At 62.1% G+C, this 11,857-nt stretch carries 14 protein-coding genes; 7 read left to right on the forward strand and 7 right to left on the reverse strand.

What is annotated here, in order from left to right; translation table 11 throughout:
- Window positions 1-20: 20 nt before the first annotated feature.
- The gene (locus NKF26_RS09645) at window positions 21-356 is read right to left on the reverse strand and encodes a cupin domain-containing protein (RefSeq protein ID WP_253226464.1); all 336 of its coding nucleotides are present in this window, start codon (window positions 354-356) and stop codon (window positions 21-23) included.
- A gap of 122 nt (window positions 357-478) precedes the next feature.
- On the opposite strand from NKF26_RS09645, the gene NKF26_RS09650 reads away from it, so the two are divergent.
- Entirely contained in the window at window positions 479-829 is a 351-nt protein-coding gene (locus tag NKF26_RS09650) for a DsrE family protein (protein WP_253234234.1), read from the forward strand.
- A 4-nt stretch (window positions 830-833) separates the two neighbouring features.
- Here NKF26_RS09650 and NKF26_RS09655 read toward each other — a convergent pair whose 3' ends face one another.
- Both NKF26_RS09655 and NKF26_RS09660 read right to left on the reverse strand, forming a co-directional pair.
- A complete protein-coding gene (locus NKF26_RS09655; protein ID WP_253234235.1) occupies window positions 834-1,244 on the reverse strand; it encodes a VOC family protein in 411 nt (136 codons plus the stop codon).
- Between the two features lie 69 nt (window positions 1,245-1,313).
- Window positions 1,314-2,600 carry a TIGR00341 family protein gene (locus NKF26_RS09660; protein ID WP_253226461.1) on the reverse strand — a complete coding sequence of 429 codons (1,287 nt, stop codon included), beginning with the start codon at window positions 2,598-2,600 and terminating at the stop codon, window positions 1,314-1,316.
- Between the two features lie 220 nt (window positions 2,601-2,820).
- Here NKF26_RS09660 and NKF26_RS09665 point away from each other — a divergent pair, with 220 nt between their 5' ends.
- The gene (locus NKF26_RS09665; RefSeq protein ID WP_253226460.1) at window positions 2,821-3,195 is read left to right on the forward strand and encodes a hypothetical protein; all 375 of its coding nucleotides are present in this window, start codon (window positions 2,821-2,823) and stop codon (window positions 3,193-3,195) included.
- Window positions 3,196-3,276: 81 nt separating this feature from the next.
- The gene (locus tag NKF26_RS09670) at window positions 3,277-4,086 is read left to right on the forward strand and encodes a biotin/lipoate A/B protein ligase family protein (protein ID WP_253234236.1); all 810 of its coding nucleotides are present in this window, start codon (window positions 3,277-3,279) and stop codon (window positions 4,084-4,086) included.
- A gap of 345 nt (window positions 4,087-4,431) precedes the next feature.
- On the opposite strand, the gene NKF26_RS09675 is transcribed toward NKF26_RS09670, so the two are convergent.
- The gene (locus tag NKF26_RS09675) at window positions 4,432-4,962 is read right to left on the reverse strand and encodes a redoxin domain-containing protein (RefSeq protein ID WP_253234237.1); all 531 of its coding nucleotides are present in this window, start codon (window positions 4,960-4,962) and stop codon (window positions 4,432-4,434) included.
- Between the two features lie 116 nt (window positions 4,963-5,078).
- On the opposite strand from NKF26_RS09675, the gene NKF26_RS09680 reads away from it, so the two are divergent.
- On the forward strand, window positions 5,079-5,948 hold the full coding sequence (locus NKF26_RS09680) for a deoxyribonuclease IV (protein WP_066143715.1): 870 nt from the start codon (window positions 5,079-5,081) through the stop codon (window positions 5,946-5,948).
- A gap of 737 nt (window positions 5,949-6,685) precedes the next feature.
- Here NKF26_RS09680 and NKF26_RS09685 read toward each other — a convergent pair.
- The gene (locus NKF26_RS09685; RefSeq protein WP_253226457.1) at window positions 6,686-7,030 is read right to left on the reverse strand and encodes an AzlD domain-containing protein; all 345 of its coding nucleotides are present in this window, start codon (window positions 7,028-7,030) and stop codon (window positions 6,686-6,688) included.
- The gene (locus tag NKF26_RS09690; protein WP_253226456.1) at window positions 7,031-7,657 is read right to left on the reverse strand and encodes an AzlC family ABC transporter permease; all 627 of its coding nucleotides are present in this window, start codon (window positions 7,655-7,657) and stop codon (window positions 7,031-7,033) included.
- Window positions 7,658-7,849: 192 nt separating this feature from the next.
- On the opposite strand from NKF26_RS09690, the gene NKF26_RS09695 reads away from it, so the two are divergent.
- The gene (locus tag NKF26_RS09695) at window positions 7,850-8,641 is read left to right on the forward strand and encodes a class I SAM-dependent methyltransferase (RefSeq protein WP_253226455.1); all 792 of its coding nucleotides are present in this window, start codon (window positions 7,850-7,852) and stop codon (window positions 8,639-8,641) included.
- Window positions 8,642-8,692: 51 nt separating this feature from the next.
- Window positions 8,693-9,784: an aminopeptidase gene (locus NKF26_RS09700; protein ID WP_253226454.1), complete on the forward strand. Its 1,092-nt coding sequence runs from the start codon at window positions 8,693-8,695 to the stop codon at window positions 9,782-9,784.
- A 132-nt stretch (window positions 9,785-9,916) separates the two neighbouring features.
- Here the strand turns inward: NKF26_RS09700 and NKF26_RS09705 are convergent, their stop codons facing one another.
- Window positions 9,917-10,564, reverse strand: coding sequence for a hypothetical protein (locus NKF26_RS09705; protein ID WP_253226453.1), 648 nt, complete (start codon window positions 10,562-10,564; stop codon window positions 9,917-9,919).
- Between the two features lie 147 nt (window positions 10,565-10,711).
- Between NKF26_RS09705 and NKF26_RS09710 the strand changes: the two genes are divergently transcribed.
- Window positions 10,712-11,857 (forward strand): rhodanese-like domain-containing protein, encoded by a 1,146-nt coding sequence (locus NKF26_RS09710; RefSeq protein ID WP_253226452.1) that lies wholly within the window; start codon window positions 10,712-10,714, stop codon window positions 11,855-11,857.

Genomic DNA, 11,857 nt, shown 5'->3' on the forward strand with positions numbered 1-11,857 from the left:
ACGCGAACGAACAGCACTTTTTACCGCTCGCCGGGTTCGCTCTCGGGTTCCGGCGGCGCGGTGACGCAGACGACTTGTGACGGTTCGTCGCCGAGCACCTTCCACCCGTGCGGCACGTCCGTTGGCGTGACGACGGTGTCGCCCGGTCCGGTTTCGCGTGCTTCGCCGTCCACGCTCCACTCCATCCGCCCCGCTCGGATGAAGATGATGTGTTCTTCGCCGTGTGTATGCTCCTCCCGCTCGGTGCCGGGGTCGTGGTGGACGACGTGGACGTCACACCCGTCGAACCCCATTCGTTCGCCCGGGCTCTCCGGCGTGACGAACGGACTGTACTCCGGTGCCGATGAATCGCTCATATCTGTTCCCCCCATTGGGAGGTAGCCACCAACCGTGTTAACAGTTAGCAGTATCATCCCGCTCCGAAACGGTCCGACGAATTCGTACTCCGGTTATGTCCCTCCGCGTTGCCCGCCCTATGATGAAGACCGTCATCCACGTTTCTAGCCCCGACCCGAACGACCAGCGGGAAGCCGTCGCGAACACGCTGAACCTCGTGATGGACGAAAGCGTCTCCGCGCCGGACGACGACGTCGTCGTCCTCGCCAACGGTGCGGGTATCCGGATGTTCGTCGAAGCGACGAGCGCCCTGTCGGAGTTGGTCGAAGAGATGAAAAATCGGGACGTCGCCCTCCGTGCTTGCCGGAACGCACTCCGGGGTATGGGCGCGACGGACGACGATTTGCTTCCCGGCGTGGAGGGGGTCCCGTCCGGATCCGGCGAACTCGCCAAATTGCAGGCCGAGGGCTACGGCTACATCAAAGCGCCGTAGTACATCACCCCGGCGCGACGAGTTCGACCTTGATCCGTTCGGGGTCCTCGAAGTACACCGCGTAGTGGTCGTCGCCGCCCGCGTAAGGGTGGTCGTCCTCGTACAGGATCGGTACGTCCCGCGCCCGCAACATCTCGGTGAACTCGTCCACGTGGTCGCGCGATTCGGCGTGAAATGCGAGGTGGTTCAACCCCGGCCGACGGCGGTGGTACGGTTCGTCCCGAAACTTCTCGTCCGCTTGCACGAGAACGATGTACGTCCCGCCCCGTTTCCACGACCGTCCGCCGTCCCAGTCCTGACACACGTCGTAGCCGAGTTCGGTGAGCAACCATCCCCAGAACGATCTCGACGAGCGGAAATCGCTGGCGTACAGTTCGACGTGGTGTAACAGTCCGGCTTTCGGGGTCTCCGTCACGAACTCACGTCGCGTCCCGATCACGAAATCCCTACCGACTATCGGGATACGCCGATTCCGCCGAACCGACTAGGACGACTTCTGTGATCGGACGAAGACGACCTCGACGGTCGTCTTCTGTCCCGTGCGCTGCGTTATTTTGCGGTCGATTTGCTGTGCGAGGTCGTTCGGCGGTTCCCCTTCCGGATCGGTCACGATGCGAACGTGAGCGGGTTTCCCCTGATAGAAATCCAGCGGACGATACGTCACCGTGGTATCCACGAGTTGGTAGTCCGAGTACTCCGCGTTCGGTCCGACGAACAGTTTGTTGATTTCCCCGTTCGCTTGCTCCTGGTACACCGTGGTTCGGTTCGTCCCGTAGGTGACGAGACCCAAGCCGAGCGAGAGCACGGCGATGGCGACGACGATGATCGCTATCCGCCAGAGGGTTCTCGAACGCGCTTCGCCGACGGACCGCACCCGTTCGGGACGATAGCCCGACACCCACAGCAACGCCAGCGCGGTGAGGTTTATCGACAGCAGGTTTACGAGGACGTTCACGGTCGCGCCCAGTGCGACACCGAAATCGAGCCACGCGATGCCGAGACCGACCGTCGCCGCCGGAGGAACGAGCGCGACGGCGATCATCACGCCGACGATGACCGATCCGGCACCGCGCATGAGGCTGATGACGCCCGCCGCACCCGCGCCGAGGGCCAGCAGTAGTGAGAGGAAGTTCGGCGTGAACCGCTCCGTGATGGCCGGAACCGTCCGGATGTCGAGACCGGGCGGGATGAGTACCGTCCCTTGGACGAGAAAACCGAACAGGGCGGCGCTCGCGATGGCGACCAGCAGGCCTGTTATCTGGTACTGGACGCCCCGCTCCGCCAGTTTCGGTTCGTCCACGACCGTCCCCACGCTGGCCGCCATCGCCGGACCCATCAGTGGCGCGATGACCATCGCGCCGATGATGACGGCCGACGAATCGAGGAGCAGGCCGGTCGCGGCGATGATGGTGCTGATGAACGTCATCGAGAAGAACGTCGAACTCTCGGGGGCCATCTCGGCCGCCCGTTCGCGGAGTTCCTCGCGGGCGATGTTGAACCCCGAGTAGCGCTGCTTGAGTTCGGCGATTCGCTTCGACACCACGGTTTCGGGTTGCAGAACGATGGTGAACGCGTCCTCCTCTACCCCCGCTTTGCGTAGCTTTTCGAGAATCGGCTCGACGGCGCTCGGCGGTACCGGAAACGTGACCAGCGCGGAGAACTCCGTCCGCCCGGTTTCGTCGAACACCGCGTAGTCCACCCCCTCCTCGTCCAACGCATCGAGAACCGCGTCTCGCTTACCGCGCGGAACGAGCACCTGTACAAGGCGCATGAACCTGTTACGATGGCGAAATATTTAGTTGGTTGTGTAGTTCTCACGCCCCGACGACACCGTGACGGCGACGCCGTTGACGAACGAACCGGTGACCTTCTGTCCGTGGTCGGTCATGCCGTTCCGTTTCGAATCGACCGACCGTAAACCAACGATTCCATTGGTCGGGCTGAAAACCGGTGGCCGTCATCGCTAACCGATTCCCGGTTGGGACGCTCGTATGGCGACCGAAACCCGTTCGTGGTTCGACCGTTCCACCGCGTTGGTGTCGCTCGATTACGTCGGTATCCTGCTGGCGGCGATTACCGGTGTGATTCACATCTACGAGGGAATAGAGGACCTCGGCGAGGGTTTCATCGGGGTGTTGTTCATCCTCGCCGGACTCGGCTTTTTCGGGGCGATAGTCCTCCTCTGGCTGGGGTTCGATCGGGAAGTCCTGTATCCGGTCGGCATCGCCTACACGGGCATTCAGTTCGCCGCTTACTTCGGTCTGCGATGGCCGAACGTCTACGATCCGCTCGGACTCGCGGACAAACTGGTTCAACTCCTGCTCATCGTCGTGTTGTTCCTGCTGTGGCAGGGAGTGAGCGAGTAGCGTCGCGTCGGAACCGACTTTCGCACCGTTCGCCGCCGGTCGTCCGTAACCGATTTCGTCCAGCCATGCGAACGTCGTAGCATGACGCTGGCGGATAGGGAGTGGCGACTCGTTCGAGAAGAATCGTGGGACGGACCGCTGAACATGGCACTTGACGAAATCGCAGCCGAGACCGCCGCGAACGGCGGCCCGCGAACCCTTCGTGTGTATCGTTGGGACCCGAGCACCCTGTCGCTCGGCTACCGTCAGGAACCGGAGACGGTCGATTGGGAGTTCTGCGAGGACGAAGGGATCACCGTCACGCGGCGGCCGACCGGCGGCGGCGGCATTTATCACGACAACTACGGCGACATCTCCTACTCCATCATCGCGCCCGCCGACGAACTGCCGGGAAACCTGATGGAGACCTACGAACTGCTCTGTGAGCCGATTTTCGACGCGTTCGAGCGGATGGGCGTCGACGCGGGGTTTACCGAGGAGAAACTTCCGGTCATCCACCAACCCGCGTGTTACCTCCGGGAACTCCACCCCGCCCACGATATCGTGGCGAACGGACGGAAGATCAGCGGTAACGCCCAGTATCGGCGCAAGGACGCCGTCATCCAGCACGGCTCCCTGAAGTTCGCACTCGACGCGAAGCGCCACCTCTCGACGTTTGCGAACCCCGAGACGACGGCGGCGCAGTTCCACGAGCGCGTGACGACCATCAACGAGGAAGTCAGTATCGACCGCGCCGACGCCGTGACCGCCGTCGAGGAGGCGCTTCACGACTGGGCGGATGCACCCGACGGCGAGTGGACGGACGACGAGGTGGCCCGCGCACGCGAGCACGCGAAAGCGAAGTTCGAGAGCGAACCCTGGACACAGCGCCACGAGGACCCGACCGTGTGAGGTGAATTCTCTACGAGTGTCTCAGGAAAATCGAACCTGATGCACAGCATATCCCAACAGGCCAGCAGCGGCCGCGAACCACACGACTGCCGGGATTTGGTTTTGGATAGTATTGGAGAGGACTGCCACACCGTATCCCAGGGAGACCAGTGCAACCCCAACTTGTGCTTCGAATGGGATCTGAATGGACCGATCATGTTCGGAGTCCGCTGCGTCAGTCGGCATAACCAAGTGTTGATAAGAATGGATGATGAATTCGTGGGTCCGCATCAGAAACGTAACGTGCCATCTCGTGAACGAGGCCCACGTATACGGACATCTGCCTGAAAACGGCAACCAGCGGGCTCAGAACCCGAACGTCTCGGGTTCCGACCCGAACGAATCGACGATGGCCTCGTGAATCTCGCCGAGCGGCGGTTGTCCCAGCGTCGGGTCGATGGGGTGGTCGCTTACCCACGCGTACCGGACGACGCCGGATTGGTCGATGAGGAAGCACGAGCGCTTCGCCCGGTGGACGGTTTTGAAAACGCGATACTTCACGCCGTATTTGCTTGCGACGTCGAGGTCGCTGTCGGTGTACAGCGGGAACTGGATGCCGAGGTAGTCGATGAACCGGCGGTGTGCCGCGGGACGGGATTTGCTCACGCCGACGACCTGTACCTCGCCGCCGCTCGCGAACCAGTCGTAATCGCGGAACGAACACCACTCCTCGATGCAGTCGGGCGTGAAGTCGTTCGGGTAAAACGAGAGGAGCACCGGCCCGTCCGAGAGAAGTGACGATAACTCGCGCTCCAATACCTCCCCGTTCGCTGTCACGAGTGGTGCGCTGAACTCGGGTGCGTCGTCCCCAACCGACAGGACACCTGATCCGGGCATACGGATTCCTTCCATCCGACCGAGTTAACGGTTCGGTTCGCGGAAATGTCGGTTTCGGTACGGTTCCTCGCCGACGCTTCGAAGTGCCTTTGACCCCCGAACGGGAGGCTGTGAGTATGCGAGTCGGCGCACACGTTTCCATGTCCAGTTCGAAGGTGACGAGCGACGAGACGAAACCACCCCACGGCAACATCGCGAACGCCGTCTGCCGCCAGGTCACGTTCGGCGGCAACTGCGGACAGATTTTCACCACGTCCCCGCAGGTCTGGCAGGACCCGGACCTCAGCGACGAGGAGGTCGAACTGTTCGTGAACGAAACCGACGAGAAACTCGACGGCCCGTGGGTCATCCACTCGTCGTACCTCGTCAACCTCTGCACGCCGAAGGACGACCTCCGGGCGAAATCCATCGCCAGCATGCAGACCGAAGTGGACGCCGCGGACGAACTCGGCATCGAATACGTCAACGTCCACCTCGGCGCACACACCGGCGCGGGCGTCGAAGGCGGCCTGAACAACGCCGCCAGCGCGCTGGACGAACTCGACATCCCAGACGGCGTCACCGTCCTCATCGAGAGCGACGCCGGAAGCGGCACCAAACTCGGCGGCGACTTCGAACACCTCGCCGCAGTGCTCGACAAGTCGGAGCAGGATTTGGACGTTTGTGTTGACACCGCCCACGCCTTCGCCGCGGGTTACGACCTCTCCACGAAGGAGGGCGTCGAGGAAACGGTCGAGGAGTTCGACGAGGTCGTCGGCCTCGAACACCTGAAATGCATCCACCTCAACGATTCGAAACACGAGTGTGGCACCAACAAGGACGAACACGCCCTCATCGGCGAGGGCTACATCGGCGAGGAGGGCATGTCCGCCATCATCAACCACCCCGAACTGGAGGACGTGCCGCTGGTGCTGGAGACGCCGACTGAAGACGGGAAAGGCTTCTCGTGGAACATCGCTCGCGTGAAAGAACTGCGCGACGAGTGAAGGGAGGGTAGTCCGTTTTTCTTGCGTGTCTATTTTTGGTAGGTCGCTGGTTACGAGACGTGTTTGGTGGGTTTGTGATTGGAGTTACTGAGAAGCAGACCCCGAAAGCCCTCGCCCGTTCGCTCCGAGGTGATTCTTGTTCTGGCGCGACTGCAACGACTACGATGAATGCCTAGAAATCCCCCGACCGTTCGCGGTCGGCCCCTTTCACCCACCGTCAGAGCACAGCTCTGACAAGCCACTCGTTCGCTGTGCTCACGAGGACGTCGCGCGCCGTACGGTTGGCCCGTAGCGCCCACCCCATCCGGCTGGATGGCGCGCGCTGACGAGGCGGTTCGGCCAGCGCCCCGGCCGAACCGCCTCGGAAGAATCGTACGAGGGATGAGCGGAACGAGCGAAGTGAGTGGAGCGAATCGGCTGGGGAGGGTGTGGCTGTCGCGGTGCGGGGTGGGACTGAAAGGGGTCGCCCGCTCGCGCTTGCGTGGTCGTCTCGCCGACCACTCTTGACGAAACGAGCGTAGCGAGTGAAGGAAAGATGTCGGCGAGCGACCGCGAGCAGGCGGGGGCTTTCGAGGTCGTCTTCTCGGCAACTGTAACCGTAAAATGACCAAAATTATTGCTTCGGATGACTGCCCGCTACCAGTACTATTCAGTGTTTTTCAGTCAACGATAGTATCTTGCCGATAAATTCTCTAGATTTTTCGCGGTCGGGATGAGGGGTTACTCACGTTTTCCATTCACCCAAATACGTAGCTCAGGAGCCACAGCGCGCCCATCCCGGCGACGATGGTGGCGAGGATGTCTTCGGTGTACCACGCGACGGCGACGGCCAGTGCACCCGCGAACAGGCGCAGGTTGTCCGGCGAGAGCGCGAGCGATCCGTCCATGTAGACGAACTTGGGCAGGACGAGCGCCGAGAGGACGGCGGCGGGGACCAAGCGGAGCGCGCGCTCGACGCCGTCGGGCACGTCGTCCAGTCGGCCGAACAGCGCGATGAACGACACGCGGATCAGGTACGTTCCGAGACCGCCGACGAGGATGATGAGCCAGAGGCTCGCATCACCCAACCCCGTCGTCGCCATTCAGGCCACCTCCTCGGTCAGCAGTCCGGCACCGATACCGACGAGCGCGCCGACGACGAGTCCGAGATCGAACGGGAGGCCGTTGGCCGCGATTGCGGCGATGCCGCCGACGATGGCGGCCACCAGCGTCGGCCGGTCGGTGACGGCCGGAACCAACACTGCGAGAAACACCAGCGGGACGGCGAACTCCAGATGCCATCCCTCGGGAATGCTCGCGCCGAGCAGGATACCGGCGACCGTCGAAATCTGCCACACGGTCCACAGCGACAGCGCGACGCCGAGGTAGTACCATCGTCTGCTGGTGTGCTCGTCGTTCCGGAACTTCAGCAGGGAGACGGCGTAGGCCTGGTCGGTCAGTGGATAGGCGAGCGCCGCCTTCCAGCGCGCCGATTCGCGCTCGAAGTACGGCGCGATCGAGGCGCTATACATCATCATCCGCAGGTTGACGACGAGGACGGTCAGGACGATGACAGCGATGGGTGCGTCCCGACCGATGAGTTCCGTCGCCGCGAGTTGTGACGCCCCGGCGAAGATGATGACCGACATCGCGATCGCGTGAATCGCCGGAATACCGACACCGACCGCTGCGACACCCGTGACCATCCCGAACGGGATGATCCCGAGCATGATCGGTAAGGAAACGCGAACACCGGAGAGAAAATCATCACGGGTTGACACTGGTTACTCGTAGGTGATGGGGGTGGTATCAACGTTGGTATCGCGGTGAATCTCTTGTGTGATTCGTTCCCACTGCCGTTCGGCAACCCGCCAACGAACCATCCCGTTTTTGACGCCGCCCACGAAAATCCACCACAACACATGCGCGAGTTCTCCGCCGACTATCTCCGTCGAACACGGGAAGGGATGTGGGAGTCCCGCGACGCGCTCGCCGGTCTCGAACTCGACTCCCGGGAACGGGTGCTGGACGTCGGCTGTGGGACCGGCGAACTGGCCCGCGTCCTCGCGGACGAGACACCTGGCGACGTCTTCGGGACGGACGCCGACCCGCGCCTCCTCTCGGTCGCACGGGAGTTCGTTCCCTGCGTCGCGGGCGACGCCTACCGGTTGCCGTTTCCCGACGACAGCTTCGACCTCGTGGTCTGCCAGGCGTTGCTCATCAACCTCCCCGAACCGGTTCGTGCGGTCCGCGAATTCGCCCGCGTCTCCTCGGACCTCGTGGCGGCGATAGAACCCGACAACGCCGCCGTTTCCGTCGAATCGACGGTTCCGGAGGAGCGTTCCCTGTCCCGAACTGCTCGCGAGGCGTACGTCGCGGGAACGGCCACCGACATCACCCTCGGCGGGGAGGGGACACGCGAACTGTTCCGAACGGCCGGTCTCCACGACCCTTCGACCCACCCGTATCACCACGCGAAGACGGTCGAACCGCCGTACTCGGAACGCGACATCGAAGCGGCAAAGCGGAAGGCGACCGCAAGCGCGCTGACGGACCGACGGGACACGCTGGTCGGGCCGCTTTCGACCGACGAGTACGACGACCTGCGCGCCGACTGGCGGGAGATGGGGAGAGAGACCATCAGACAGATGGGAGCGGAGGAATACCGGCGTGCGGAAGTCGTTCCTTTCTACGTGACGACCGCCCGTGTCTGAACCGCCTGTTTACATTGAAACAGTTTTCTGGTTGACGGTTCATCCCATCGTATGGACCCACGAATTCGGGAGCATGCGGAAGTCATCGTCGATCATTCCGTGAGTATCGAGGAAGGTGACACCGTCGAGGTAATGGCACCGACGGTCGCCGAGGACCTCGTCGTCGCGCTGTACGAAAAACTCGGGGAGCGTGGCGCGAAACCGTCGCTATCGATGCGAAGCAAACGGGCGGACCGGGCGTTCCTCCGTTCCTGCGACGTGGACGATTTCGGTCTACTCGACCACACGTTGGCGGCGATAGAGGAGACGGACGCCGTCATCATCATCAAAGGAGCGGAGAACACGGCGGAGACCAGCGACGTCCCGGCGGAGAAATCCGCCGCCAAGGCCCGCGCCAACGCGCCCATCCAACAGGAACGAATGGGCAAACGCTGGGTCGGCACGCAGTTCCCCGCGCCTGGGGAAGCCCAGTTGGCCGAGATGAGTACGGAAGCCTACGAGGCGTTCGTGTACAACGCGATAAACAAGGATTGGGACGAACAGCGCGAGTTCCAGGAGCAGATGGTCGAAATCATCGACCCTGCCGACGAAGTACGCATCGTCTCCGGCGAGACGACCGACCTCACGATGTCGGTGAAGGGTATGAAAACCATCAACGACTTCGCCGAGAAGAACCTCCCCGGCGGCGAGGTGTTCACCGCGCCGATTCCCGACTCGGTCGAGGGCGAAGTACTGTTCGACAAACCCCTCGTCCGACAGGGACGGGAAATCGAAGGTGCGTGGCTCCGCTTCGAAAACGGCGAAGTCGTCGATTTCAGCGCCGACAAGAACGAAGAGGTCCTCGAAGGGACCCTCGACACCGACGAGGGCGCGCGCCGACTCGGCGAACTCGGTATCGGGATGAACCGCGATATCGACCAGTTCACCTACAACATGCTCTTCGACGAGAAGATGGGCGACACGATTCACCTCGCCATCGGGCAAGCCATCGGCGAGACGGTTCCCGAGGGACAACCGCTCAACGAGAGCGCAACGCACTTCGACATGATCGTCGATATGAGCGAAGACTCGTACATCGAAGTGGATGGCGAAGTCGTTCAGCGAAACGGCGTCTTCCGATTCGAGGACGGGTTCGAGGGATAATGCTGCGAGGGTTCATATACGATGCCGGGACCAAGACCGGCGTGACCTGAAATCCGTATCGCGCGAGTGGTCGAGGCGGGTGTGTGGCGCTCCCTCGCGTGAGAACCTGCGTGCCGCCTGTTCGTACCTGTATTAGACGACATCGCCGCGAACCGTCGTTCCGTCCTGCCGACGGCGATAGGATTCGACGGCTTGTGCGGCTTTCTTCGTCTCCTCTTCATCCATGCCGAGCATCTCCAACGCGGCCGGGAGCGTCGGGAACGCGAACTCCCCCGCTCGCAACTTCCGGAACGCTTCTTCGCTTCGTTGCCCATCGACCCAGAGACAGACCCCGCGTGGATCGAGGATTTGCTCGTAGGCGTCCCGTGCCATCGCCCCACGTAAGCGTTGGGTGACGTTGTCCTCGAATCCCGAATTGCAGACTTCGAGGTGGACGGGATCGTTCTCGGGAAGCAGATGGGCCGCGAGACACTTCTCGGGCGCGGTGTAGCCGTTCTCGCTCGCCCGAATCAGATCGGGATGCTCGTCTGCCCACGACGCACGGACCGTCTTCCCGACACCCTTCACGCCGTGTGATTCGACGAACTCATCCTCCCGGTCGGCATCGTCGCCTCGTAGCAGAATGTCCTTCGTTACGTACACGTCCAGTCGGTCGATGGGGTCGAGACCGAGGGCGATATCCCCGTAGACCCAAATCTCCCGCACGGGAACGGGCATGGTATCGTTCTCGACCATCTCGACGATTTCCTCGACGCGCTCTATCGCCGCGCTTCGCTCCATCGGTGTTCGGTTGGGGAGTGCCGTGGATAAGTCCGATGGAACGAACGATGAAGCCGATAGGATAGGATACAATCGGCCGTCGAACTAATATTGTATTGTCGGCACAAGGCCAAACGACATTTCCCCGAGGAGGTTCAACCGTCGAACATGGTCGAATCGATATCCACCGCGGAGTTGGCGGACAGGCAGGATGCTGACGAGGACTTCGCCCTCATCGACACACGACCGGAGGAAAGCTTCGAATCGTGGCATATCACTGGGGCACGGAACTTCCCGTTCGGTCCCGACGAGTCGCTGTCGGAGGACGGCGCTTCGGAAGTCGAATCGATGCTCGACGGAAACGACGAGATCCTCACCATCTGTGCGAAGGGAATCTCGTCGGCACACTTCGTCGACGAACTCGAAGCACGCGGGTTCGAAAACGTGAAAGTCGTCACCGGCGGCATGGAGGAGTGGAGTGAGGTGTACGATCACGTCCCCATCGAAATGGACGGTGATGTAGAAATCGTACAAATACAGCGACGTGCGAAGGGATGTCTCGGTTACCTCGTCGGAAGCGAGGGGAAGGCGGCGGCTATCGACGTGAGCCGACACACCGACGAGTTCCGCGAAGCGGCCGACGACCGTGGATACGAAATCACTCACGTGTTCGACACCCACGTCCACGCCGACCACATCTCCGGCGGGCGCACGCTCGCCGACGAACTCGGTGTCCCGTACCACCTCAGCGAACGCGCCCGCAAACGCGGCGTCGAATACGAGTACGATGCCCTCGACAGAAACGAGGTAGTTCGCGTCGGAAACGCCGATATCAAGGCCGTTCCCACGCCCGGTCACACCTCCGAGATCACCAGCTATCTCGTCAACGACGAAGCCGTCATCACCGGGGACACCCTGTTCGTGGACTCCATCGGTCGCACGGAACTGGAGTTCGGTGACGAAGGCGCAGCAGAGGGAGCAAAGATGCAGTACGATTCCCTTCACAAGGTGTTGATGAGCGACCCGGACAGCGTCGTCGTCCTGCCGGGACACGTTACCGTCACCGAAGACGGACGGTTCGCTCACGGCAATCCCGGCGAACCGATTCGGTCGACGGTCGGTGACCTCCGCCGTAATCTCGACGTACTCCAGTTGGACGAGGACGAATTCGTTTCCCGTCTTTCGGACGACGTGCCCGAAAAACCGCCGAACTACGAAACGGTCATCGCCATCAACCGTGGCAAGGACGAACCCGAAGACGAAGACGAGGCGACGGAACTCGAACTGGGGCCGAACCGCTGTTCCGCACCGTAA

It is taken from the genome of Haladaptatus sp. AB618 (assembly GCF_024136965.1).
Lineage (GTDB): Archaea > Halobacteriota > Halobacteria > Halobacteriales > Haladaptataceae > Haladaptatus.

Bases quoted from the DNA above. Each gene is read 5' to 3' on its own strand.
- NKF26_RS09645 (WP_253226464.1), bottom strand. From the start codon at position 356: ATGAGCGATTCATCGGCACCGGAGTACAGTCCGTTCGTCACGCCGGAG.
- NKF26_RS09650 (WP_253234234.1), top strand. From the start codon at position 479: ATGAAGACCGTCATCCACGTTTCTAGCCCCGACCCGAACGACCAGCGG.
- NKF26_RS09660 (WP_253226461.1), bottom strand. From the start codon at position 2,600: ATGCGCCTTGTACAGGTGCTCGTTCCGCGCGGTAAGCGAGACGCGGTT.
- NKF26_RS09665 (WP_253226460.1), top strand. From the start codon at position 2,821: ATGGCGACCGAAACCCGTTCGTGGTTCGACCGTTCCACCGCGTTGGTG.
- NKF26_RS09670 (WP_253234236.1), top strand. From the start codon at position 3,277: ATGACGCTGGCGGATAGGGAGTGGCGACTCGTTCGAGAAGAATCGTGG.
- NKF26_RS09675 (WP_253234237.1), bottom strand. From the start codon at position 4,962: ATGCCCGGATCAGGTGTCCTGTCGGTTGGGGACGACGCACCCGAGTTC.
- NKF26_RS09680 (WP_066143715.1), top strand. From the start codon at position 5,079: ATGCGAGTCGGCGCACACGTTTCCATGTCCAGTTCGAAGGTGACGAGC.
- NKF26_RS09685 (WP_253226457.1), bottom strand. From the start codon at position 7,030: ATGGCGACGACGGGGTTGGGTGATGCGAGCCTCTGGCTCATCATCCTC.
- NKF26_RS09690 (WP_253226456.1), bottom strand. From the start codon at position 7,657: ATGCTCGGGATCATCCCGTTCGGGATGGTCACGGGTGTCGCAGCGGTC.
- NKF26_RS09695 (WP_253226455.1), top strand. From the start codon at position 7,850: ATGCGCGAGTTCTCCGCCGACTATCTCCGTCGAACACGGGAAGGGATG.
- NKF26_RS09700 (WP_253226454.1), top strand. From the start codon at position 8,693: ATGGACCCACGAATTCGGGAGCATGCGGAAGTCATCGTCGATCATTCC.
- NKF26_RS09705 (WP_253226453.1), bottom strand. From the start codon at position 10,564: ATGGAGCGAAGCGCGGCGATAGAGCGCGTCGAGGAAATCGTCGAGATG.
- NKF26_RS09710 (WP_253226452.1), top strand. From the start codon at position 10,712: ATGGTCGAATCGATATCCACCGCGGAGTTGGCGGACAGGCAGGATGCT.